Source organism: Luteimonas sp. A277 (assembly GCF_054052045.1).
This window is the reverse complement of record NZ_JBSVRG010000009.1, coordinates 105850-128423: the sequence shown is the minus strand read 5'-3', so window position 1 is coordinate 128423 and position 22574 is coordinate 105850. Positions and strand designations below refer to the sequence as shown.

The window sequence follows — 22574 nt, the reverse complement described above, 5'->3', positions numbered from 1 at the left end:
CGATTAGACCCAGTCCACCCGCTCCTTGGACAGGCGCAAGTTTTCCTGTTGCGACACCAAGCGCAGAACGGCATGCGTCTGATGGTAGTCGGCCCACGCCTGAACCAGCTCACGATCCACAAAATGCGGCACGGTGCCGAAGAACAGGGTCAGGTTCACTTACATCCCCCCCAAAAAAGTGAACCTGACCCCGTTTTTGGCGGAGCGGCTGGCGCGCGCACAGCAGCTGCTTGAAACCACCGACCTGCCGATCGAGCAGATCGCCACCCAGGCCGGCTTCGGCACCGCGCTGTCGCTGCGGCAGCACTTCGCTGCGCAACTGGGGACACCGCCTTCCGCCTATCGACGGAACTTCTGTGGTGACGGCAGCCGGCGGCTGGAGTTACAGGGTGTCGGGCGCACATAGTTCACTGCATCACGTCCGCTAGCGGCCAGAAGCAGCTGTACTGGCTACAAGCGTCGATACGACAGCGCTCGATCAGCTGGTGGCCGGGTAATCCGTATAGCCTGTGGCACCCCCACCGTAGTAGGTCTCGCGGTCGGGCAAAGCGAGCGGCACATCGCGCCGCAAGCGCTCAACCAAGTCGGGGTTGGCGATGAACGGCTGCCCGAATGCCGCCAAATCGATGGTGCCTTCGCCGACCAGTCGGATGGCCCGATCGCGCATCATGCTCCCGGCGAGGATCACGGTACCGCCGTACGTCTTCTTGAATTTTCGCAGGAACGCCTCGTCCAGCACTGACACGCCGTGGGCGTGGTTGTCGTTGAGATGCGCGTAGGCCAGGTCGCGCTTGCCGAGTTCTTCGGCCAGGTAGAGGTAGCTTGCCTCGTTCTCTACGTACTCGGGCATGTCGAACTGCCGGTTGTGCGGCGCCAAGCGGATACCGACCCTGTTCGGACCGATACGACGTGCGATCGCATCCACGGTATCCAGGATCAGGCGTGCCCGGTTGGGCAACGAGCCACCGTAAGCATCGCGACGGTCGTTGACCACTGGATTGAGGAACTGTTCGAACAGGTAGCCGTTGGCGGCGTGTACTTCGATGCCGTCGAAGCCGGCGGCGATCGCGTTCGCCGCGGCCTGTTCGAAGTCGTCGACAATCCGCGGCACCTCATCGGTGGTCAATGCGCGCGGCGGACTTGGCTCGGCCTGACCGCGCGTACCGTCTTCGCGATAGACGAATGCCATGCTCTTCGGATCACTCGCCACGCGACGTGTGCTCGAGCTCACCGGCTGACCGCCGCCGGGCTGCAGCGAGGTGTGCGACATGCGGCCCACGTGCCAGAGCTGGGCGAAGATCACACCTTGCCGGGCATGCACGGCCTCCGTCACCAGCTTCCAACCGGCCACCTGCTCGGCTGACCACATGCCGGGCACGTCGATGTAGCCCTGCCCTTCCGGCGACACCGGGGTGCCCTCGCTGATGATCAGGCCAGCGCTGGCACGCTGCGCGTAGTACTGGGCGGTTAGCGCATTGGCGATACAGCCGGGAGCGCGGGCGCGGGTCATCGGCGCCATGGCGACGCGGTTGCGCAAGGGCGTCGCCGCCAAGTCATACGGTTGGAACAGTGCAGATGTCATGTTGTCGTTTGTCTCGGTGCAGGCGATGACAACGATATGAGGTTGACACTGACGCCCGCAATGGCGCTTTATGTCCCGATAAAGGGGAAATGTTGTCCCCAATAGGCCGCGAAGAATGATGCCGCTTGACTCCTTGAACGGCCTGATCACCTTCGTTACGACCGCCCGGGCAGGCACTTTCACGGAGGCTGCGGCGACGCTGGGCGTATCCCGCTCGGCAGTAGGCAAGGCCATCTCCCGCCTGGAAGGCCGCCTTGGCGTGCGTCTGTTCCACCGCACGACGCGGCGTATCTCGCTTACCGCAGACGGCGAGGCTTACTACGCGTCGTGCGCCGCCGCGCTGGAGGAGATCGCTGCCGCCGAGGCCAGCCTTGGCTCGAAGTCGCACCTCCCGGTCGGGCGGTTGCGCATCGACATGCCAGCCTCGTTCGGGCGCCACGTGATCCTGCCCATCCTGTTGCGCATCGGCGCGGCGCATCCGGACCTGCAGTTCACCGTGACCTTCAACGACCACCTGCTCGATCCGGCCGAGGAGGGCATCGACCTGCTCATCCGCTTCGGCGGGCTCGAACAAGCAGGCAATCTGGTCGCGCGCAGACTGGGCAGCCAGCGGCTGGTACTGTGCGCCTCGCCGGCCTACGTGCGGGCACATGGCGTCCCGCTATCGGTGGAGGATCTGCATTCGCACCGCAGCATCGTCGGATTCCGGCATGGGCAACCGATGGCATGGCGGATGGGTACCGACGCCTCGGCCGATGCTTTCGTACCCGTCGGCACCCACCAGTTCAGCGATGGCGATGCTGTCATCGACGCCGCTGTCGCCGGCCTCGGCATCTGCCAGATGCCGATCTCGCTGGTCCGGCCGCACCTGCAGTCCGGCGCGTTGCAGCTGGTGCTTGACGATTGCTCGCAGCAGCACATTGAGATCCATGCACTCTGGCCGCAGACGCGTCATCTACGGCCGAAAGTGCGTCACGTGGTGGACGAGTTGGCGAAGCTGGCGGCGCGAGGAACGTTCGATTGACGAATCCCCCCTCAAGGGCCGCTTTGGGTCGATAGCGGATATCCAGCTAGCCAGCTACGTCCCCGACAATCACCGGTAATGTTGCGCCCAGTCCGTCCCCTTTAGCTCCTTTGTATATCGACGACGGCGGCATCGTGACGGCTGCTGGTGACGCCGCCGCAGGTGGCCACTTTCACTCTGATCGGCCCGCCCGCGCCATGGGTTTCCGATGCGCCCAGCGGACCGATACGGGGTTGGCTCCATCAGGTGTACTCGGTGCGGGGCCCGATCCTCGAGCCGCTCTCGCGGCGGCGCTGACGCGGGAGCGGTGTTCGGAAGCCTTACGCTGACGTCGGGTGCGCTCCCACGATCTCAGCGGTCATCTGGAACGAGCGCAGCCTCAGTTCGAAGTCGAATATGTCCGAGACCACCATCAGTTCGTCGGCGCCGGTGCGCGCGACCAGGGCCTGCATGCCTGCGCGCACCGTGTCGGGGCTGCCGATGATGCTATGCGCCAGCATGTGCGAGGCCTGGACCTTTTCCTGCGGGGTCCAGTAGGCCTCGATGTCGTCGATGGGCGGCTGGGTCAGGCCGCGCGTGCCGCGGAAGATGTCGGTGAACGCCATCTGCTGGCTGGTGGCGAGGCGCCGGGCCTCGGCATCGGTGGGCGCGGCCACGATGTTGACGCCCACCAGCGCATAGGGCCGGTCGAGCTGCGCCGAGGGCTTGAACCGCTCACGGTAGATGGCCAGCGCCTGGTCCAGCGCCTGCGGCGCGAAGTGCGAGGCGAAGCCGAAGGGCAGGCCGAGCTCGGCCGCGAGCTGGGCGCCGAACAGGCTGGAACCCAGGATCCACAATGGAACTTCGGTGCCCGAGCCGGGCACCGCTTCGATCCGCTGGCCCGGCTGCACCGGCGCCAGCCAGGCCTGGAGTTCCTGCACGTCCTGCGGGAAGTTGTCGGAGTTGCCCGGCGGGCGGCGCAGCGCGCGCAGGGTCATCTGGTCGGTGCCCGGCGCGCGGCCGAGGCCCAGGTCGATGCGGCCGGGGAACAGCGTGGCCAGCGTGCCGAACTGCTCGGCGATGATGTAGGGCGAGTGGTTGGGCAGCATCACGCCGCCGGCGCCGACCCGGATCTTTCGGGTTCCGGCGGCCACGTGGGCGATCACCAGCGAGGTCGCCGCGGTGGTGATCGCCGGCATGTTGTGATGCTCGGCGATCCAGAAACGCTGGTAGCCCCAGTCCTCTGCCTGGCGGGCGAGCTCACGCGCCTCGTCGAGCGCGGTGCGGCGGTCGTCTCCCTCGCGTACGCGGCCGAGCTCGAGGATCGACAGGCGCGGCATGATATGGCCAGTCATCGGGCTACCGCCGGGGCGGCTGCGCCTGGCGCGGATGAGTGGGGGTAATGAAGGCGCATGAAGGACATCGGCTAACTCCAGGAAAGGGGGCTGAGGCGCGGGCCAAGACTACTACCTGCTGTGCCGCCACCTACGCAGCTTTCTGTTTCTCCGCAGGCGCAGGCGGGGTATCCAGCCAGACGGCGCCGTACCGGGTGTATTGCACCGGCGTGTGAATACGCTGGCCCAGTTGGTCGGCGGCAGTACGAACCCAGAACGGATCGCGCAGCAGCTGGCGCCCCACGAACACCAGATCCGCGCGACCATTGCGGAGGATCTCTTCTCCCTGCCGTCCGCTGGTAATCAAGCCGACGGCCCCTGTGGCAATGCCGGCCTCGCGACGGAGCAGCTCAGCCGCGGTCACCTGGTAGTTGGGATAGCTCTGGACCTTGACTGGCGCGATCCCCCCCGAGCTGCAATCGATGAGATCAACCCCCTGACCCTTCATCAGCTTGGCGTATTCCACAAAAGATTCGGGCGTGTTGCCACCGTCGGTGTAATCAGTGCTGGAGATGCGGACGAAAAGTGGCCCGCGCCAGTACTGCTTCACCTTGTCGATGACCTCCCCGAGGAGCCGGTAGCGGCGTTCGGCGTCGCCGCCGTACTCGTCGGTCCGCGTGTTGGACAGTGGAGAGAGGAACTCGTTGAGCAAGTAGCCGTGCGCAGCATGGATCTCCAGCACATCGAAACCCGCCGCCCCGGCGCGCTGTGCCGCCTGCCCGAACGCATCCACCACCTGCCCGATTTCATCCTTTGAAAGGGCCTTGGGCACCGGGCGATCTTCGCTGAAAGGGATCGCGGACGGTGCGATCAAATTGACGCCCGTCAGGAGAACGTTGCGCCCGCCATGGCCGATCTGCGCTCCGACCTTGGCTCCGAAGCCATGCAACAGGTCGACGAGGCTTTTCAGGCCGTCCACATGGGCGTCACTCCAGATGCCCAGGTCTCCGTCGGCGGTCCGCCCGTCACGAGTGATCGCCAGGGTTTCCGGGAAGATCAATCCCACCTGCCCTTGGGCACGCGCGCCGTAATGGACCCGGTGCCAGTCGGTCACAAAACCATCCTCCGCGGCGACGTGCATGCACATGGGCGACATGACCACACGATTGCGTAGCTCAAGGCCTGCGATCTCGAAGGGGGACAGCAATAAAGAACTCATATCAACTCCGTAGGGATGCTTGAAGGTGTCGGCGTTGAGACATGCTAGAGTCACTTCATCTGTGGCATCTACTGCACAAAACTGTAGGTAGTACAAAAAAGCGTAGCGTATGAATACAAAACCGGAAAGAAGACTGAGGGACTACCAGGAAGCGCCTGGCTGTGCGATCGAAGCGGCACTGCACATCATGGGCGGCAAGTGGAAGGGGGTGATCCTCTACCACCTGCTGAGGGACGGCACCCATCGGTTCAACGAGTTGCAGCGGGCCCTGAAAGGCATCACCGCACGGCTGCTGGTAAAGCAATTGCGGGAACTGGAAGCAGACGGGCTGGTGATCCGAACCGTTTTTCCGGTGGTACCTCCACGGGTGGAGTACGCGATCAGCGCCGAGGGGCGCAGTCTCGAGCCTTTCCTCGTGGGGCTCAGCGGATGGGGGGAGAAGTGGCTTGACGCGCGGGGCGTTGAACTGTCCGAACCGGCCTCCAAGGCTGGCGGACGGCAAGCGGCAAAGTCGCCGCGATAGCGGGCCCCGATTGCAGGGCGGATCCGCGCTCCTTGAAACAGACCTTTACATTGCGCGCAATGTATTTATGTACAATCGATCGTAAGCGCCTCGCTTACAAGTGGAGAGCGCACTACCTGAAGATTTTTTGGAGGCGTCATGAAGGCTTATCGGATTTCGCACGGCGGAAAGATCGACGGACTGCAGTTGCAAGACATTGTCGAACGTCCTGTCGGACCCTACGAGGTACGGGTGAAAGTAAGAGCCGTGTCGTTGAATTATCGCGACCTCATGGTTGCCAACGGCGCATACCCGGTAAAGGTAGACATTCCGATCATCCCCTGTTCCGACGGTGCGGGAGACGTGATCGCGGTCGGCTCGATGGTCAGTCGGGTCCAACCGGGTGACCGGGTGGCGGCATCCTTCTTCCCCCACTGGCTCGAAGGCAGGCCCGATCCAGCCAAGGTGCGGAACGCCCTGGGTGGTGACATCGACGGCATGCTTGCCGAGGAAGTCACATTGCACGAGGACACTCTCGTGAAGATCCCGGAACAGCTGGGCTATGTCGAAGCGTCCACGCTCCCATGCGCGGGTGTCACCGCGTGGAATGCCATCTTCGAGTCCTCCGACGTGCGGCCGGGCGGTACCGTTCTCCTGCTCGGCACGGGCGGCGTTTCAATCCTGGGCTTGCAGATGGCCAAGGCCGCAGGCCTGCAGGCAATCATCACCTCGTCCAGCGATGAGAAGCTGGTGCAAGCCCGTGCCCTGGGTGCGGATGAGACGATCAATTACCGTACGACCCCCGAGTGGCAGGACGAGGTGCTGCGTCTGACCGGCGGCAAGGGCGTTGACGTGGTGCTGGAAGTAGGCGGGCAGGGAACCGTCAACCGCTCTGTCGCGTCCACGGCCGTGGGCGGGACCATTGCCGTCATTGGCGGTGTCAGCGGCTTCGGTGGAGAGGTCAATCCGACCACCCTGTCGATCACTGCCAAGCGCATGGTTGGCATCTACGTTGGCAGCCGGGGCATGCTTGAGCAGGCCGCCGGACTCGTTGCTGGAGCCGGCATAAAGCCCGTGGTCGACCGCGTGTTCCCGTTTTCCGAGGCGAAGGAGGCTTACCGCTATCTTGAGTCGGGAGCGCATTTCGGCAAGGTCGTGATCGACTTGACGCACTAGGCGATGCCCACTTCCGCACCGGGACTCGAGATGCCGGAGAAAAAAGCGCCCGCTGCCCATGACGACTTGCTGTCGCTCGACCGGCAGGTGTGTTTCAGCCTCTATGCTGCATCGAACCTCGTCACCCGCCAGTACCGGCCACTGCTGGCCGAACTCGGACTCACATTCCCGCAGTACCTGGTGATGCTGGTGTTGTGGGAATCCGAGCCACAGACTGTCAACGCCATCGGTGAACGCCTCCACCTGGACAGCGGCACCCTGACGCCGCTTCTCAAACGGCTGGAAACCAACGGGTTTGTGCTGCGGCGACGTGATGCAGCCGATGAGCGACGGGTGTTGATCTCCCTTACGGACGCCGGGCGCGCGCTCCGCGCCCCCGCGCGGCAGATTCCTGAAGTTTTCCGGCGGGATGTGTCCTTCTCGGCGGCCGAAACCGAGTCCCTCGCCACCAGCCTGGATCAGCTCATCTCGGCACTCGGGCGCTAAGCTGTCATCGGTAAAGGGGTCGGAGTAGGGCACTCATGTCTCAACACCCGGAACGCCACGAAAGCCTGTTTTGCGAAAATCAGATGTCGATCGGCATTGTGCTTCCGATCCGCGCAACCGGGAGCGAGGATGTAGACGTTCGCCAGCAGCTGGGATTGGCCGCGCTTGCCGACCAGCTCGGCTTCGCCGCTGTCTGGGTGCGCGACGTTCCGTTGAATGGGCCGTGGTATCCCGAGGCGTTCGGCCATCCGGAACCCTTCGCGATGCTGGGGGCCATTGCCGCGGCGACCTCGCGCATCGCGATCGGCACCGCAGCGACCGTGCTGACGCTCCGGCATCCGCTCCATATCGCCAAGGCCGCGATCTCACTTGACCGCTTGGCGCCGGGCCGCTTCGTGCTGGGCCTCGGATCCGGCGATCGGCCGGAAGAGTTTGCCGCGTTCGGGGCGGATTCCAACGATCGCAGGGAACTCTATCGCGCGCACTGGACCGAACTTGCCGCGGCGTTGGAGCAGCCGCCACGCATCCTGCGAGCGGCGTCCAATCCGGACAACGCGTTCGAGCTTCGGCCTTCTGCGCAAAGCATCATCCCCATGCTCGCTGTCGGTTCCGGCGGTCAGAGCCTCAACTGGATCGCGCGTAACGCCTGCGGATGGGCGACCTATCATCGCCCGCCCCAGGTGCAGCGCGACCGGCATGCGCTTTGGCGGACGGCGGTCGAGCGCTCCGCGGGCGGCCAGTTCCGCAGTTTCAGCGTGGCGCTGGCCATTGAACTCGTCGAAGACCGCGCAGCTCCGGCCGAAGAGATCGAACTCGGCTATCGCTCCGGCTCGCTGGCACTGGTCGACGTGCTGGAAGCCATGCGGGATGCCGGCACCCACCACGCGCTTCTCAACCTCGCGCCGAACGGCATGCAGGCGCATGAACACCTGGAGATCATCGCCCGCGACGTGCTGCCTGCTTTTGGCTAAGAGGACGGCGCGGCAATGCATCCAGCACGAGTGCGAAGGCCGGTTAGTTAACGCCCTTAATCGATCGGCCTGTTTCAAGTATGTTGCCGACATGAGATTCACGGTGAAGCTTTCGGCCGTCGCTTTGTCTTGAGAGGTCCGTCGTCACCGCCAATACCGGCCGCTGCATCCACGAGCAAGGCAGTGACCAAGCCTTCCAGCGCAATCACGAATGTGCAGTTACGATAATTCCGCATTCGTCAGAGGAGGCACTTCGGATGGCTTCTCATCAGAAGCGGCTTTTTCTCCATGTACGCTACGGATCGCGCCGCCCTCGTTTTCCCAGCTTGCAAGTGCTTTCGCGCGAAGCTGCAACGGGGTCGGGGATTGCAGGTCTTCGTCAGACATAAAAAGCTCCGAAACAGCAAGGCTCGTACACTGGATTCAGTGGTAACCGACGGTCATCACATAGTCTCGAAGCAGCGATTCCTCGTACTCGACTTCCCGCATGAGCGCTTGCAGCGCATCGCGGGCATTGAGCACTCCCACTGGCCGGGAATCCTCGTCTGTCACCGGAACGTTCTTCAATCCACGCGCTTTCATCTTCGACCACACTTCGTCCATCCGATCTCCTGGCCGACAAGCAAGAACATCGCGCACCATTACAGATGAAACCGCGGTGGTGCAGCCGCATCCTTGGCATCGACTGATCTGGTCGACGACGTTGGTCTTGGTCACGACGCCCGCCAGCACACCATTTACGTCGCAAATCACCACAAGGTCGGTCCCGGTATTGCGCAAGAGTTTGGCGGCCTCAATGAGTTGCGCGTCGTCGGCAAGCATGACGAGCCGCTCGCGCGCTACAGGCAGCGATGCTTCAACGAATATCATGGTACTCCTCCGGGTTCACGCTCGCGTTCATTTGAAGACTATATGCAGGGTGGCCATGGCACCGGCAATGGCCAATGCGAGACAGGTCAGACGCATCGCTACCAGCACCGTGAACCTGGCACGTGAGTGCATGTAATCCTCAATGACCACCTGCAGACCGAGCGCCGTGTGATGGAACAACGCCAGCAGCAACAGGATCATCGCAACGGCATTCAATGGTGCCCTCAACCACACCAGGAAGGTGGCGTGGTCACTGTGGGTATGCGCGATGAGCGACGCGACGAACCAGAGCGTGAGCGGGATGAGCGCGATGGCTGAAACGCGCTGGGCCCACCAGTGCTCGACGCCCGCCTTCGCCGATCCGAGCCCGGCCGCACGGGCCACGGGGGATCGCATGTCGTGACTGCCCATGTCCTAACTCCCTCTCAAGAGCATGGCGAGCACCCAGGCCAACACGGTCAACACCACACTCGCCACCACCACGGCCCAGCCGGACAGATAAATGGAACGCAACTCGAATCCCTGCACGGCATCGAAGAACAGATGGCGGATGCCTCCGCAAAGATGCAAGAAGAACGCCAGGGTGGCTGCCACCAACAGGGCTTGGCCGACCCAGGAGCCGATAACGCTTTGTACGAGGCTATAGGGGCTCGGTCCTGATGCGGCAGCGAGCAACCAGAGCACCAATACGATGGCACACACGCTCAGCATGACGCCGGTGATGCGATTGACGATCGACAGGACCGAAGTCAGCTGCGGGCGATAGATCTGGATATTGGGAGATCGGGGCATCGGCCGTTTCCGCACATGATTTGACGTTTTTTCCATGAGGTCCGCCGTCAGCCCCTGCGCTCGATCATCTGCCGCTTGATCTCCGCGATGGCCTTGCCTGGGTTCAGGCCCTTCGGACACGTCCGGGTGCAGTTGAGGATGGTGTGGCATCGGTAAAGGCGGAAGGGGTCTTCGAGTGCGTCGAGCCGTTCATCCGCTGCGTCGTCACGACTGTCGGCAAGCCAACGCCAAGCTTGGAGCAGTACCGCAGGGCCCAGGAAACGGTCGCCATTCCACCAATGACTGGGGCAGCCCGACGTGCAGCAGAAACACAGAATGCACTCGTAAAAGCCATCGAGCTTGTGACGTTCCTCCACCGATTGAAGTCGTTCGCGCTCGGGTTCTGGCGTTCTGGACTTGAGCCATGGCTCGATCGCGGTGTATTGCGCGAATACATGCGTGAGATCCGGAACAAGATCTTTGACGACCGGCATGTTCGCCAGCGGATAGATGGTTGCTGGCGAAGCCAGGTCAGTGATGAATCGCATGCAGGCGAGCCAGTTCGTGCCATCCATGGTCATGGCGCAGGAGCCGCAGATGCCTTCGCGGCATGAGCGCCGGAACGTAAGGGTTGGATCGACCTTGTTCTTGATCCAGAAAAGTGCGTCCAACGTCATTGGGCCGCAGTCGTCGAGATCGACTTCAAACGTATCCAGGCGCGGATTGGCGGTGGAATCTGGATCGTAGCGGTAGATCTGGAACCGTTTGGTTCGCGTCGCGCCGACAGGCACCGGCCACGTCTTGCCGTTCTTGATACGCGATTCCGGGGCTATCCCCATATTGCGCGGTACTGGAAAACGCTTGAGCAGGGTTGCGCGCGGAACCTGATCCGATCCCTCGATGATCATCAGTCGATCCGGGTCACGGGTGGGGGACGCCAGCTGGGTGGCGCGCGGCAAGTCATTGATCGGTTTGCGGGACATGATTTGTGGTTCGTGCCCAGAGTCACCGAGAAAGGTCATGCAAAAGTAGTCCCGCGAGCGGGAGATATCCGTGAAGGTTCTTCAAATGTGCGCGATCTGCGTCGGCTCCAGCGGGGGAGGGCGGCATGCCGTCTGGTAAAAACCGGCTCGCTTGCCCTGGCCGACGTGCTGGAAGCCATGCGGGATGCCGGCACCCACCACGCGTTTCTCAACCTCGTGCCGAACGGCATGCAGGCGCATGAAAACCTGGAGATCATCGCCCGCGACGTGCTGCCTGCTTTTGGCTGACCTTGGCCCGCTGCTTCTGCGCCTGCAGGATCCGGGGCAGGCTTCCCTCGATGAAGCCGAGGCGCGCGGGACGCTCGACGCGGACTACCGGGGGCCGGTCATGGCTGGCGACCTCGACGCGATCACGAGTCCAGCCCACGTCCTCATCATTGACGGCATCCTCGATGTGGGCAGGCGACTGGCCATCGCGGAGGCCGAAAGGGCGCTGCAGCACTTCGGCAAGATCGTGCCCGATATCTGAGCATTGAAACAGCCCTGCCTACAGGGATGGATTGATCAGATACTTCTCGCCGGTCGACTTGCGCTCGTATGCAGCCAGGATCCCTGGCTGGAGCGCATCAGCAAGGCTGATGGTCTTCGTATAGTGGCTGGCGAAGGTCGTGCCGAGTTCATCCACGACGCGTTGGCGCATCCGCGCCGCGACCTCCTGGCCAGCCTTCTGCATGAACGGGAAGAGAAGCCATCCGCCGATGTTCCAGGCAAAGCCGAACGTCCGATCGATCACGGTCGGCCCCGTGTCCAGACCGCCGTAGATATAGACCTGCTTGGGCGCGTCCGAGCCGTAGCGGCTGTAGGAGGTGACGCCGCGGCTGGCGACCGTTTCCATCGCCTGCAGGATCTGGCCGGCCAGCTTGCCGCCACCGATGGCGTCGAAGCCGATGGTTGCACCGGTTTCGGCGATCGCTTCGGTCAGCTCGGCCTGGAAGTCCGGCGACGTGCTGTCGACGATGTGGCGTGCGCCGATCTCGCGGAGAATCGCCGCCTGCGCGTCGCTACGCACGATATTGACCAGCCCGATGCCGTCCGCAAGGCAGATCCTGTTGAGCATCTGGCCCAGGTTCGAAGCGGCGGCGGTCTGCACGATGGCGCTGTGCCCCTCGGCCCTCATCGTCTCGGTGAAGCCAAGCGACGTCAGCGGATTGACGAACATGGACGCGCCGTCCGCGACGTCCACGTCATCGGGCAACAGGATGCAGTCCTGCGCCCGCAGCCTGCGCAGCTGCGTGTACATCCCGCCGCCCAGCATCCCGACTTTTTTGCCAAGGAAATGCTGCACATCGCGGCCCGCCTTGACGACGGTTCCTGCGCCTTCGTTCCCGACCGGTAGCGACTGGTCCAGCCGACTGCGAATGGCCGCCAGGCGCTGCTGCGGAATGTCGGCGACCAGCACCGGTCGTTCCAGCGTGCCTTCGGCCCTGACGGTCGATACATCGGCAGGGCCGAGCAGGAGCCCAAGGTCGGATGGGTTGATGGGTGTGGCCTCGACCCGCACCACCAGTTCATCCGGGCCGGGCTCATCCAGCACGACCGTCTCCAGGCTCAGGCGAAGCTGTCCATCGGACGTCGCCAGCGATCGCAGTTCCAATCCACTCATCGTCTTGTCCATCTCTGCTGCCTCATTTGGGTTGTTCGATGTCGAATACCAGCAGCGTCGACGTGGCCGTCGCGCACAGCCGGCCGTCGCCGTCATGCAGCGTCGCCTCGGCGAACGCGACGCGTCGCCCCATCGAGACAACGCGGCCGACTGCGCGCACCGTTCCGCTGTTGTCGGTCAGCGGACGCAGGTACGACACCTTCAGTTCGAGCGTGGTGTGTCCGCGCCCGGCGTCGAGCTGGCTGTGCACGGCAATGCCGCAGGCGCTGTCGAGCAGTGTCGCGGCGTAGCCGCCGTGCACCGAGCCGAGCGGGTTGTAGACAGTCCGATCGGGCGTCCCCTCGAACACGGCATGGCCGCGATCGACCTCAACCAGCGTGAAGCCGAGCGTTTCGCCCATCGGCGGCTGCTTGGAGCCGGCCACCATCAGGGCGCGAAGCTGCTCGAGGCCGTTGCGCGCGCCGCCTGCCCACGTATCCACGGCGCTCACCACGGTTCGTGGAAGGGCCGGACCTCGGCGAGGAACGACCAGGCGTCGCGCGGCTGATGCGCCAGGTGAAAGACCTCGCCCGCGATCGAGGCGGGGGAGATGAAGAAATCGTCCGCCGCATCGGGCAGCCGCTCGCGCTGCCACGGCACGTCGATCACCGCGTCGATGATCAGGTAGGCGACGTGCACGCCCTTCGGCCCCAGGTCGCGGGCCAGGGATTCGGCCAGGATCCGCTGTGCCGCCTTGGTCGGCGCGAAGCCGGCAAAGCCCGCCCTGCCGCGCTGGGCGGAGGTGTTGCCAGTCACGATCAACGCGCCTTCGCCGGCCTCCACCATCGCCGGAGCAGTCAGCCGCGCGAGGTTGAACAGCGCCATCGTGTTGGTGTCGAAGTTCTTCTGCAGCGTCTCCGCCTCGATCTCCATGAACGTGCCGAAAGCACCGCCCACGGCGTTGTGGACGACCACCTTCGGCATGCCGACATCGGCGATCGCCTGCTCAAGCGCAGCCACGTCAGTCACGTCGCATGGCACGGCGATGGTGTCGGGGATCTCCCTTTCCAGCGCCGCGAGGCGATCCGCATCGCGCGCCAGCATCGCCACGCGGTAGCCGCCCTCGGCGAAGCGCCGCACCAGGGCAGCGCCGGTGCCGGGGCCGACCCCGGTCACGAGGGCGAGTGGTTTGGTGGTCTTGCTGGTCATGCTGATTCCTCCAGGAGCGCGATGTGTTCGCGCACAAAGTCGAGACGGTCGTTGCCGAAGAACATCGCGTCGCCGACGAACATGGTCGGCGAGCCGAACACGTCGCGCTCGATGGCTTCGTTGGTGTTGGCCTCCAGCTGCGCGATCGTTTCGGGTGCGTCGATCCGCTTGGCGATCGCGTCAGTGTTGATCCCGGCTGCGGCGATGACAGCGAGGATGTCGTCCTTCGTGGCGAGTGTCTTGCCCTCGCTCCAGCACGCGCGGTACAGCGCCAGCGTTATTTCCATTGCCTCCGCCGGCGACGCCGCCGCCAGCACCGCGCGCGAACAGGCATCGCCATCGTTGGCGCGCATGTCGGATGGGTTCAGCGCGATACCGTAGCGCTGCGCCCACCGCGCCAGGTCCGTGGAGGCGTAGCGTCCCTTGGCCGCGCAGGTGAGCGTGGTCGGCACGTTGCCGACCGCCTCCATCACCTTCAGCAGCATCATCGGCCTGAGCACGAGGTCGACGCCCATCTCGCGTAGCTGGGTGAAGGCAAGGTAGCTGTACGGGCTGCGGAAATCGTAGAAGAGTTCGAGCGATCGGGTCATTGGGCTGCTCCTGTGGCGAGGTTGTCGAGAAGGTGGCGGGTGCGGTCGTCGGCCCCTGGGCCGGGGCGAAGCTGGGTGCGGTTCGTGGGCACGGCCGTGCCGGTCTCGGGATCCACCAGCGCCAGGCGCAGCGGTCGCCCGGTCTCGCGATCGATCGTCTCCACGGTCGGTGCGCCAAAGCCGCTCGCATCCCAGCGGTCGCCCCATTCGCGCAGGGCGACGCTGACCTTCCACAGGTCGCGGCCCTTGGCGGTCAGCCGGTATTCGACCCGTGGTGGCCGCTCCTGGTACTGCGACGGTTCGACGATGCCGTGCTGCATCAGATGCTTGAGGCGCGCCGCCAGCGTGGCGGTGGGAATGCCCGTGCTTTCGCGTAGTTGGTCATGGCGGGCAAGCCCGAGCGACAGGTCGCGGATCAGCAGCAGCGTCCAGCGATCTCCGATCAGCTCGAGTGCGCCCGCGATGGAGCAGCGCATGCCCTTGAAGGATTTGGGCTTCATTCTGGTGGTCCTCAGTTACTTCAATGATTGAAGTATACAGAAGAGGGCGGGCTGACGTCTGCTAAACTTGCCGCCCTGATCATGCCGTCCCAGGTCCGGATCCCGGTCAGCTCCAGTCTTGATCCGTCACGCCGGCGCGGCGTCGTTGTCACTGCCCGGCCGCAGCGCACGGGCGCAAGGAAACCCACTGTGAAACCCGCTTCCCGCCTGGGCCAGGAATGGTTCGGCAATGTCCGTGGCGACGTGCTCGCCGGCCTGGTCGTCGCGCTTGCGCTGATCCCCGAGGCAATCGCGTTTTCCATCATTGCCGGCGTGGATCCGAAGGTCGGCCTGTACGCCTCGTTCTGCATCGCGGTGGTGATCGCCTTCACCGGCGGCCGCCCGGGCATGATTTCGGCCGCCACCGGCGCGATGGCGCTGGTGATGGTGGGGCTGGTGAAGGACCACGGCCTGCAGTACCTGCTGGCGGCGACCCTGCTGACCGGGGTGCTGCAGATCATTGCCGGGGCGCTGAAGCTCGGCGCGCTGATGCGCTTCGTCTCGCGCTCGGTGATCACCGGCTTCGTCAACGCGCTGGCGATCCTGATCTTCATGGCCCAGCTGCCGGAGCTGATCGGCGTGCCGTGGACCGTGTACGTGATGACTGCCGCCGGTCTGGCGATCATCTACCTGCTCCCGCGCCTGACCCGCGCGGTGCCCTCGCCGCTGGTGGCGATCGTGCTGCTGACCGCAGTGGCGATCATGATGGGGCTGGATATCCGCACCGTGGGCGACATGGGCGAGCTGCCCGACAGCCTGCCGGTGTTCCTGCTGCCGGACGTGCCGTGGAACCTGGAAACGCTGAAGATCATCTTCCCGGTCTCGGCCACGCTGGCGGTGGTGGGCCTGCTGGAGTCGCTGCTGACGGCGCAGATCGTCGACGACCTGACCGACACCCCCAGCAACAAGAACCGCGAGTGCGCCGGCCAGGGCGTGGCCAACATCGCCGCCGGCTTCATGGGCGGCATGGCCGGCTGCGCGATGATCGGGCAGTCGGTGATCAACGTGAAGTCGGGCGGGCGCGGGCGCCTGTCCACTTTCGTTGCCGGCGCGGTGCTGCTGGTGATGGTGGTGTTCGCCGGGCCGTGGGTGGAGCGGATCCCGATGGCGGCGCTGGTGGCGGTGATGATCATGGTCTCGATCGGCACCTTCAGCTGGAGCTCGATCCGCAACCTGCGCACCTATCCGGCGACATCGAGCATCGTGATGATCGGCACCGTGCTGGTGACGGTGTTCACCAGCGACCTGGCCAAGGGCGTGCTGACCGGGGTGCTGCTGTCGGCGCTGTTCTTCGCGCGCAAGGTCGGCCGGGTGCTGCATATTGATTCCGAGCCTGGCGCGGACGGGCTGAGCCGGCGCTACACGGTGACCGGGCAGGTGTTCTTCGCTTCATCCGACAGCTTCGTGGCGGGTTTTGATTTCAAGGAAACCCTGGAGAGCGTGGTAATCGACGTGGGCAGTGCGCACTTCTGGGACCTGAGCGCGGTGGGCGCGCTGGACAAGGTGGTGATCAAGTTCCGCCGCGAAGGCGCGCAGGTGGAAATCATCGGCATGGACACGGCCAGCACTACCCTGGTCGACCGGCTGGGCGTGCATGACAAGCCGGATGCCGAGCGGCTGATGGGCGCGTGAGAGCAGGCATGAAGGAGCACACATGAGCGATTCCACACAGACAGTGCAACAAGCCGATGGCCACGTGCTGGCGGCGGTGGACAGTTCCATCTACACCGAAAGCGTCGGCCACTACGCTGCCTGGGCGGCCAAGCGCCTGTCGGCGCCGCTGGAGTACCTGCACGTACTGGACCGGCATCCGGAAACGGCGCCCAAGCTCGATCACAGCGGCAGCCTCGACCTCGGGGTGAAGAGCAAGCTGCTGGAAGAGCTGGCCGAGATGGACGAGACGCGCAGCCGCCTGGCCCAGCAGGGCGGGCGCCTGCTGATGCGCCAGCTGGATGCGCTGGCCCGCGAAGGACACGGGCTTGAGGCGATCACCACCCTGCGCAACGGTTCGCTGGTGGATACGCTGACCGGGCTGGAAGACCGCGTGCGCCTGTTCGTGATCGGCAAGCGCGGCGAGCATGCCGATTTCGCCAAGGGCCACCTGGGCAGCCAGCTGGAGCGGGTGGTGCGCGCGGTCCATCGTCCGCTGCTGGTGGCCTCGCGCAGCTTTGCGGAGATCGGACGGGTGCTGATCGCGTTCGACAACAGCCCCACCGCGCGCAAGGGCGTGGAGATGGTGGCGGGCAGCCCGCTGTGCGCGGGGCTGATGATCGACGTGGTGACGGTGGGCGCGGACAGCGACGCCAACCGCAGCGCCCAGGCCTGGGCACTGGAGCGGCTGGCGCAGGCCGGCCTGCAGGCGACCGGGCGGATCCTGCCGGGCGATCCGGACGAGGTCATCACGGCGACTGTGGAGCAGGACGGGATCGACCTGCTGGTGATGGGCGCCTACGGTCACTCGCGCATCCGCCAGTTGCTGGTGGGCAGCACCACCACCACGCTGCTGCGTACCTGCCGGATTCCGGTGCTGCTGCTGCGCTGAGCCGGGCGCCGGTGGGCCAAGACCCCGTGGTTCAGCGCTCCGCGTCGACCGCCTGCTTCACTGCTTCGATCATCGCCCGGCGGGCTGCCACCAGTTCGCTGGAGGTGGCCTGCGGCCAGGCGGCGGCCTGGGCGATGACCAGTTCACGCGCCGGGTCGATATAGACCATCTGCCCGAAGATCCCGACCGCGAAATAGCTGCCGTCGGTATCCGTCCACCACTGATAGCCGTAGCCGCGCTCCGGCGCGCCTTCGCTGTCCTGGCCGCGCACCGCGCCCTGCATCCAGGCTTCGGCGATCACCTGCTGGCCGTTGATGCGGCCGCCTTCGAGCATGAACTGGCCCAGCCGGGCGTAGTCGTCCAGGGTCGCGGAAAGCCCGCTGCCGCCGGTGTTGCTGCTGTCGCATTCGTCGCGGATCCAGTACGCCTCCGCGGCCATGCCGTAAGGCTTCCAGATGGTGTCGGACAGGTAGTGGGCGAGCGGCCGGCCGGTGGCGCGTTCGACCACCAGGCCGATCAGGTCGGTTTCGGCGGTGTTGTAGTTCCAGTGCGTGCCGGGTGCGTGTTCGCGTGGCAGCTGGCGCAGGTAGGAGAGGGCATGCGACTGGCCGGCGACGCAGGCGCCGAGGTACATCCGGGCCACGTCGGACTGCGGATCGGCATAGTCCTCGTTCCAGCGTACGCCCGAGGTCATGGTGAGCAGCTGGGCCACGGTGACGTCTTCGTAGGCGCTGCCGGCCAGCTCGGGAATGTAGGCGGTCAGCCGGTCGTCCAGGCTGTGCAGGTAACCCTGCTGCAAGGCAATGCCGAGCAGGGTGGAGGTGATCGACTTGGCGACCGAGAACGACTCCCAGCGGTCGTCGGGGCCGAAATCCAGGCCATGGCGCTGCAGGCGCACCTCGCCCTTGTGCAGCACCATCAGGCCGGCGATGTGGTGGCTGGACATGTAGTCATCGAGCCAGGCTTCGCCGCCTGCCAGAGCCAGCGGGGTGCCATCGGGAAGCGGGTGGATCCGGGTGCCGGGCGCTGCGATATCGCTGGGAAACTGCGACTGCATCTGCCGGAATCCGGCTTCACGCTCGGCCTGGCTCCAGAACAGCGTGGCCTCGCGCTGCTCGCCAATGGTCGGGGCGGCGGACGGGGCTGTAGCAGGTGCGACCAGGGCAGGCCTGCCGCAGCCGGCCAGGGCCAGCAGGACAAGACACAGCAGTGTGTTGGCGAAGCAGGTCTGACGTATGTGGCGCATAGTGGCGAGGCCGGTTGCGGATGGGGCGATGAGTTTAACTGCCGCCTTCCGGGGCAGGTGCGGCGCGGTCGACCGACAGTCCGTGACAGGACTGCGCCAGCAGCGCGGCGAAGCCGGTGCCGGTGCAGAAGTCGCTGAAGCGCAGGTCGTCGAAGCGCACCTGGTGCACGACCCTGCCGTTCACCGGCAGGTTGAAACGCGCATCCAGTTCCGCCATCACGTCGCTGCGGATCAGCAGCGGATGGCTGCCTTCGGCCAGGCGCGTGACCGGCGCGGTGGGGCGCGGCAGGGGCGGCGTTTGGCGGACAATGCGGAGCAATGGCGCGGCCTCCTCCATCGCCGCGCGCGCCGCGCTCCTGCGTGGCTCAGGGATGGTCTCGACCGGCGGCAGCGTGAGGACGAAGCCGGCCAGCGGGATCCTGCCGACCACGTTCACCGCCTGCCACTCGAGCAGTACCCCGGCGGGCGTGTGCAGCGCCACCGGCACCGCCTGCAGGTTGTCCGCGCCGCGTTTGCGTAGGAAGGCGATGACATCGCGATGGAACAGCGGCGTCAGCGCGCGTAGCAGCAGCAGCGGCGACGCCACTTCGCAGCGGGCCTGGACCGGCCCGTCCGGCAGACGCTCCAGCGGCAGGCCGGAATGCCAGTCGTCGTGCGGGCCAAGTTCCAGCGTGTGGACGAACTTGGGCAGGAGCAGGTCGTACATGGGGTGTGGCCGCATCAGGGCCCGCGTTGCGGGCCTCTATGCGGACTGGGCTACTCCCGCAAGGATTGAGCGAAGTTGCTCAAAACTGTCCACCATTGCGTATCTCACGTTCTTGGGGGCAATGGTCCGGTCCAGATCCCTGAAGAACTTCTCGGCGCACCTTACCTTTGCCTTCTCGATCTCCCGCAGCTCCATGGTAGACATCGACCCCTTGGTTTCCGCCACAAAGTAAATGTGCCTGGTGTCATCTTCGTGCAGGGCAATCGCCCAGTCGGGGTTGTAGTCACCGACAGGCGTCGGAATGGCGAAGCCGCGCGGCAGCTTGGCGTATACGACGACTTCGGCACTGGTATCCAGGTCTTTGGCGAACTGGCGTTCTATTGAAGAGTCGCCATCGATCTCCACGTAGTCGTAGACGTGCCTGGCCAATGGCAACAATTTGCCGCTGCCGTCCGAACGGCCGACAGCGCGGCTGAAGTCCACCCGGCTTTGGGCCATGGTGAAGATGTCGGTCTCCCAGCGATCCGCAAGCAGATCGTAGGAGAGGTGTTCAACTACCGCTGCCGCCTTCTGTTCGCGGATCAGTCGGGTTGCCACCGACAGGAACCCTTCCGGGTTCGTGCGGAACTGCGCAAACACCGCTTTGCTGATGCCGGACAGGATCCGGGCCACAGTGGCGCGCGTGAGCACCGTTGCCTCGGCGAGCTTGCCCACAAGGTCGTAGCGGACCGCGGAATGCACTGAAGCCCGGTGCTTGTCGACGCGGCTTTCGGCGGTGCGGAATCCTTCACCCTGTTTCAGTGCATCCGCATCCACGCTTTCAAGCTGCTCGCCCTTTACCACCGTGTACTGGAGCGGCTGGACATGCAGCTCCTTATCCAGGGTCCCGATGCATTTCTTGACCAGCTCGTCGCTATCGAAATGCACCGTATAGGCCGCTTTCCGGTTGATGCGGCTCCACAGTTCCTGGAACTCCCGCTTGTGGAAATTATCGTTGAGCCTGTTGATCTGGCCCTTGCGGCCATCCTCAGGCGTGGGCAGCTGGTCCTCGGTGAACACGCTGTCCACCAGCAGGAAAATCTGCTCTTCGTAGGGCTTCAGGTCATCCGGGAGCGCTGCGCGCGTATCGGCTTCCCGCGCCGCGTGATACTCCCCGGTGATGGCCGCATGGTCATCGATGTAGTCATGCTTGAGCAGGTACCGGTAAATCTGTCGCGCCATCACGGGTGTCACCGTGATCTGGCCGTCGTCCGTGGCCAGAACCTTGCCGCTGAAGTATTTGTCATCCGCCACCCGCGGCCGCTCGGCCAGGGTTTCGCTGATGTCCTTTTGCAGCCCGGCAACGAAATCCTTGTAGCTCTCGTTGGCGACCACGGTGAGCTCGTTGATCTGGTGCACAGTTGCCGGGTGATCCATGCGGTCGCCGTGCTGGTTTACCGCCAGCCGCAGCCCCCGGCCCACTTCTTGCCGGCGCGACACCGTGCTGTCGCTGTGCTTGAGCGTGCAGATGACAAAGATGTTCGGGTTGTCCCAGCCTTCACGTAGCGCCGAGTGGGAGAAGATGAACCGGACTGGCTCCTGCAACGAGAGCAGGCGCTCCTTGTCCTTCAGGATCAGATCGTAGGCGTCCACGTCATCGGACTGGCCCGCTTCCTCGCCCCGCATTCGTACCTTGGGATCCACCAGCCGTTTGGTTTTGCGGTCCTGGGCGAAGTAGCCGTTGTGCGTGCGTGCCGGGTCGATCTCCTTCAGATACTCGTGGTACTCGCGGCTGGTCGCCTCCAGGCCCAGATCAAGCACCTGATTGAGTGCCTGGCGGTACTCCTCTTCGAAAATCTCCGCGTACTCGCCGCGCTCATCTTCACGTGAGTAGTCGCGGTACTTGGCCACCTCGTCGATGAAGAACAGGCTGAGCACCTTGATGCCCTGGTGGAACAGCATCTGCTCGCGCTCGAAGTGGGCGTTGATCGCCTCGCGTATCTGGATTCGACGCAGCACGCTCTCATGTACATCGCCCACGGCCTCGCCGGCATTGAGCACCACCCCATTGCTGAAGTGCAAGGTGTTGTCACGCGCATCGACGTCGCTGACCACGTAGCCGTCGCGGTACTGGTCCAGTTCGCCGGACAGACCAAACAAATTGTCGCCCTTGCGCAGGGTGCGCAGCTCGCGCTTGACCCCGGCCTTGCGCCGGACCTCGATCTCCACCCGCGCTTCCGGCGCCTTGCTGGGAAACACGCGGATATCCTGCAGATACAGGTAGCCGTGGGTGCCAGTCTGGCCCTTGACGGTGATGCCGCGCACCGCGATGCGCTTGACCAGCTTCTGGTTGTAGGCGTCCAGCGCGTCCAGCCGGTGGATCTTGTTGTGCGGCGTCTTGTGGGTGGCTGAATAGCGCAGGATCGCCATCGCCTTGAACGCTTTCAGGGAATCCAGCGTCTTCTTCCCCTCCATCTTCTGGGGCTCATCGAGGATCAGGATAGGCCGGTTGGCGGCGATCACATCGATCGGCCTGCGCGACTGGAAGCCGTCCAGTTCCTCGTAGATCCGGCGGTTGTCCTTGCCGGTGGCGTTGAAGGCCTGCACGTTGATGACCATCACGTTGATGCCGGCGTCCGAGGAGAAGCTCTCCAGTTCGTGCAGGCTCCTTGAGTTGTAGACGAAGCTGCGCACCTTCTTGCCGTACGCCTGCAGGAAGTGCTCGGCGGTGATCGCCAGCGTCTTGGCCACGCCCTCGCGGATCGCGATCGACGGCACCACCACGATGAACTTGCTCCATCCGTAGCGCTCGTGCAGCTCGAACATGGTCTTGATAAAGACATAGGTCTTGCCGGTACCGGTCTCCATCTCGACATCCAGGTTGATGTCGCAAGGTGGACTGCTGACCAACGCCTGCGAGATCGGCAGATTCTGCCGCCGCTGCACCTCCTGGATGTTGCCCAGCAGCTGCGCCGGGCTGACCTGCAGTTCGGCGTTGCGGAAGCCGGCCTGCTCCAGCAGCCGCTCGGTCTGCCCGGCCGCGGCGCGGCCCGGGTCGATGCGGTAGCTCATCGCGGCCGGGTCGGCCACGGGCTGGCCCCGAAAGCAGTCGGCCACCGCCTCCACGGCGGCGGTCTGGTAGGGCTGGACTTTGAACTTGAGCTTCATTCTGAGTGGATTCTCTTTGAGAAGTCTTCGCGGGGAGCCCGCAAATACCTGCAACT

Annotated in this window: 27 protein-coding genes; 10 read left to right on the top strand and 17 right to left on the bottom strand. The window is 64.5% G+C overall.

Annotation, left to right across the window (positions count from 1 at the left end; all coding sequences use genetic code 11):
- Positions 1-3: 3 nt before the first annotated feature.
- Positions 4-159 (bottom strand): hypothetical protein, encoded by a 156-nt coding sequence (locus ACW7G2_RS10505; protein WP_456975489.1) that lies wholly within the window; start codon positions 157-159, stop codon positions 4-6.
- A gap of 19 nt (positions 160-178) precedes the next feature.
- On the opposite strand from ACW7G2_RS10505, the gene ACW7G2_RS10500 reads away from it, so the two are divergent.
- A complete protein-coding gene (locus ACW7G2_RS10500) occupies positions 179-406 on the top strand; it encodes a helix-turn-helix domain-containing protein (protein WP_456975487.1) in 228 nt (75 codons plus the stop codon).
- 72 nt (positions 407-478) lie between these two features.
- Here ACW7G2_RS10500 and ACW7G2_RS10495 read toward each other — a convergent pair whose 3' ends face one another.
- Positions 479-1582 (bottom strand): alkene reductase, encoded by a 1104-nt coding sequence (locus ACW7G2_RS10495; RefSeq protein WP_456975485.1) that lies wholly within the window; start codon positions 1580-1582, stop codon positions 479-481.
- A 115-nt stretch (positions 1583-1697) separates the two neighbouring features.
- Here ACW7G2_RS10495 and ACW7G2_RS10490 point away from each other — a divergent pair, with 115 nt between their 5' ends.
- Positions 1698-2606: a LysR family transcriptional regulator gene (locus ACW7G2_RS10490; protein ID WP_456975483.1), complete on the top strand. Its 909-nt coding sequence runs from the start codon at positions 1698-1700 to the stop codon at positions 2604-2606.
- A 320-nt stretch (positions 2607-2926) separates the two neighbouring features.
- Here ACW7G2_RS10490 and ACW7G2_RS10485 read toward each other — a convergent pair whose 3' ends face one another.
- Both ACW7G2_RS10485 and namA read right to left on the bottom strand, forming a co-directional pair.
- Positions 2927-3925, bottom strand: coding sequence for an LLM class flavin-dependent oxidoreductase (locus ACW7G2_RS10485; RefSeq protein WP_456975605.1), 999 nt, complete (start codon positions 3923-3925; stop codon positions 2927-2929).
- A gap of 145 nt (positions 3926-4070) precedes the next feature.
- A complete protein-coding gene (namA, locus tag ACW7G2_RS10480; protein WP_456975481.1) occupies positions 4071-5138 on the bottom strand; it encodes an NADPH dehydrogenase NamA in 1068 nt (355 codons plus the stop codon).
- A 109-nt stretch (positions 5139-5247) separates the two neighbouring features.
- Between namA and ACW7G2_RS10475 the strand changes: the two genes are divergently transcribed.
- From ACW7G2_RS10475 to ACW7G2_RS10460, 4 genes are all read left to right on the top strand, one after another.
- The gene (locus tag ACW7G2_RS10475) at positions 5248-5661 is read left to right on the top strand and encodes a winged helix-turn-helix transcriptional regulator (protein WP_456975479.1); all 414 of its coding nucleotides are present in this window, start codon (positions 5248-5250) and stop codon (positions 5659-5661) included.
- A 138-nt stretch (positions 5662-5799) separates the two neighbouring features.
- A complete protein-coding gene (locus tag ACW7G2_RS10470) occupies positions 5800-6816 on the top strand; it encodes a zinc-dependent alcohol dehydrogenase family protein (protein ID WP_456975477.1) in 1017 nt (338 codons plus the stop codon).
- A gap of 30 nt (positions 6817-6846) precedes the next feature.
- The gene (locus ACW7G2_RS10465) at positions 6847-7302 is read left to right on the top strand and encodes a MarR family winged helix-turn-helix transcriptional regulator (protein WP_456975475.1); all 456 of its coding nucleotides are present in this window, start codon (positions 6847-6849) and stop codon (positions 7300-7302) included.
- Between the two features lie 35 nt (positions 7303-7337).
- Positions 7338-8273, top strand: coding sequence for a TIGR03571 family LLM class oxidoreductase (locus ACW7G2_RS10460; protein WP_456975473.1), 936 nt, complete (start codon positions 7338-7340; stop codon positions 8271-8273).
- A 219-nt stretch (positions 8274-8492) separates the two neighbouring features.
- On the opposite strand, the gene ACW7G2_RS10455 is transcribed toward ACW7G2_RS10460, so the two are convergent.
- Genes ACW7G2_RS10455 through ACW7G2_RS10435 form a run of 5 tightly spaced genes read right to left on the bottom strand, consistent with a single transcriptional unit; the run spans position 8493 to position 10822 of the window.
- Entirely contained in the window at positions 8493-8660 is a 168-nt protein-coding gene (locus ACW7G2_RS10455) for a hypothetical protein (RefSeq protein WP_456975471.1), read from the bottom strand.
- A 36-nt stretch (positions 8661-8696) separates the two neighbouring features.
- A complete protein-coding gene (locus tag ACW7G2_RS10450) occupies positions 8697-9143 on the bottom strand; it encodes a CBS domain-containing protein (protein ID WP_456975469.1) in 447 nt (148 codons plus the stop codon).
- Between the two features lie 27 nt (positions 9144-9170).
- Positions 9171-9554, bottom strand: coding sequence for a succinate dehydrogenase, hydrophobic membrane anchor protein (gene sdhD, locus ACW7G2_RS10445; RefSeq protein ID WP_456975467.1), 384 nt, complete (start codon positions 9552-9554; stop codon positions 9171-9173).
- A 3-nt stretch (positions 9555-9557) separates the two neighbouring features.
- The gene (gene sdhC, locus ACW7G2_RS10440) at positions 9558-9935 is read right to left on the bottom strand and encodes a succinate dehydrogenase, cytochrome b556 subunit (protein WP_456975465.1); all 378 of its coding nucleotides are present in this window, start codon (positions 9933-9935) and stop codon (positions 9558-9560) included.
- A 47-nt stretch (positions 9936-9982) separates the two neighbouring features.
- Positions 9983-10822, bottom strand: a complete 840-nt coding sequence (locus tag ACW7G2_RS10435) for a succinate dehydrogenase iron-sulfur subunit (protein WP_456975603.1) — start codon at positions 10820-10822, stop codon at positions 9983-9985.
- 162 nt (positions 10823-10984) lie between these two features.
- Between ACW7G2_RS10435 and ACW7G2_RS10430 the strand changes: the two genes are divergently transcribed.
- Both ACW7G2_RS10430 and ACW7G2_RS10425 read left to right on the top strand, forming a co-directional pair.
- Positions 10985-11185, top strand: a complete 201-nt coding sequence (locus ACW7G2_RS10430; protein ID WP_456975463.1) for a hypothetical protein — start codon at positions 10985-10987, stop codon at positions 11183-11185.
- Positions 11178-11426, top strand: coding sequence for a hypothetical protein (locus ACW7G2_RS10425; RefSeq protein WP_456975461.1), 249 nt, complete (start codon positions 11178-11180; stop codon positions 11424-11426). Before ACW7G2_RS10430 ends, ACW7G2_RS10425 begins: the two co-directional genes overlap by 8 nt.
- 18 nt (positions 11427-11444) lie before the next feature.
- On the opposite strand, the gene ACW7G2_RS10420 is transcribed toward ACW7G2_RS10425, so the two are convergent.
- The 5 genes from ACW7G2_RS10420 to ACW7G2_RS10400 are packed head-to-tail and all read right to left on the bottom strand — an operon-like array spanning position 11445 to position 14838.
- Entirely contained in the window at positions 11445-12572 is a 1128-nt protein-coding gene (locus ACW7G2_RS10420; RefSeq protein WP_456975459.1) for a zinc-binding dehydrogenase, read from the bottom strand.
- A 10-nt stretch (positions 12573-12582) separates the two neighbouring features.
- A complete protein-coding gene (locus ACW7G2_RS10415; RefSeq protein WP_456975457.1) occupies positions 12583-13050 on the bottom strand; it encodes a PaaI family thioesterase in 468 nt (155 codons plus the stop codon).
- On the bottom strand, positions 13047-13748 hold the full coding sequence (locus ACW7G2_RS10410; RefSeq protein ID WP_456975455.1) for an SDR family NAD(P)-dependent oxidoreductase: 702 nt from the start codon (positions 13746-13748) through the stop codon (positions 13047-13049). Before ACW7G2_RS10410 ends, ACW7G2_RS10415 begins: the two co-directional genes overlap by 4 nt.
- A complete protein-coding gene (locus ACW7G2_RS10405) occupies positions 13745-14338 on the bottom strand; it encodes a DsbA family protein (protein WP_456975453.1) in 594 nt (197 codons plus the stop codon). Before ACW7G2_RS10405 ends, ACW7G2_RS10410 begins: the two co-directional genes overlap by 4 nt.
- A complete protein-coding gene (locus ACW7G2_RS10400; RefSeq protein ID WP_456975451.1) occupies positions 14335-14838 on the bottom strand; it encodes a winged helix-turn-helix transcriptional regulator in 504 nt (167 codons plus the stop codon). Before ACW7G2_RS10400 ends, ACW7G2_RS10405 begins: the two co-directional genes overlap by 4 nt.
- 207 nt (positions 14839-15045) lie before the next feature.
- On the opposite strand from ACW7G2_RS10400, the gene ACW7G2_RS10395 reads away from it, so the two are divergent.
- Both ACW7G2_RS10395 and ACW7G2_RS10390 read left to right on the top strand, forming a co-directional pair.
- A complete protein-coding gene (locus ACW7G2_RS10395) occupies positions 15046-16509 on the top strand; it encodes a SulP family inorganic anion transporter (protein WP_456975601.1) in 1464 nt (487 codons plus the stop codon).
- A 22-nt stretch (positions 16510-16531) separates the two neighbouring features.
- Positions 16532-17419, top strand: coding sequence for a universal stress protein (locus ACW7G2_RS10390; protein WP_456975449.1), 888 nt, complete (start codon positions 16532-16534; stop codon positions 17417-17419).
- 31 nt (positions 17420-17450) lie between these two features.
- On the opposite strand, the gene ACW7G2_RS10385 is transcribed toward ACW7G2_RS10390, so the two are convergent.
- From ACW7G2_RS10385 to ACW7G2_RS10375, 3 genes are read right to left on the bottom strand one after another with little or no spacing between them, the layout of a single operon-like run.
- Positions 17451-18665, bottom strand: a complete 1215-nt coding sequence (locus ACW7G2_RS10385; protein ID WP_456975447.1) for a serine hydrolase domain-containing protein — start codon at positions 18663-18665, stop codon at positions 17451-17453.
- A gap of 34 nt (positions 18666-18699) precedes the next feature.
- Positions 18700-19371, bottom strand: a complete 672-nt coding sequence (locus tag ACW7G2_RS10380) for a hypothetical protein (RefSeq protein ID WP_456975445.1) — start codon at positions 19369-19371, stop codon at positions 18700-18702.
- Positions 19372-19407: 36 nt separating this feature from the next.
- On the bottom strand, positions 19408-22518 hold the full coding sequence (locus ACW7G2_RS10375; protein ID WP_456975443.1) for a type III restriction-modification system endonuclease: 3111 nt from the start codon (positions 22516-22518) through the stop codon (positions 19408-19410).
- Positions 22519-22574: the final 56 nt, after the last annotated feature.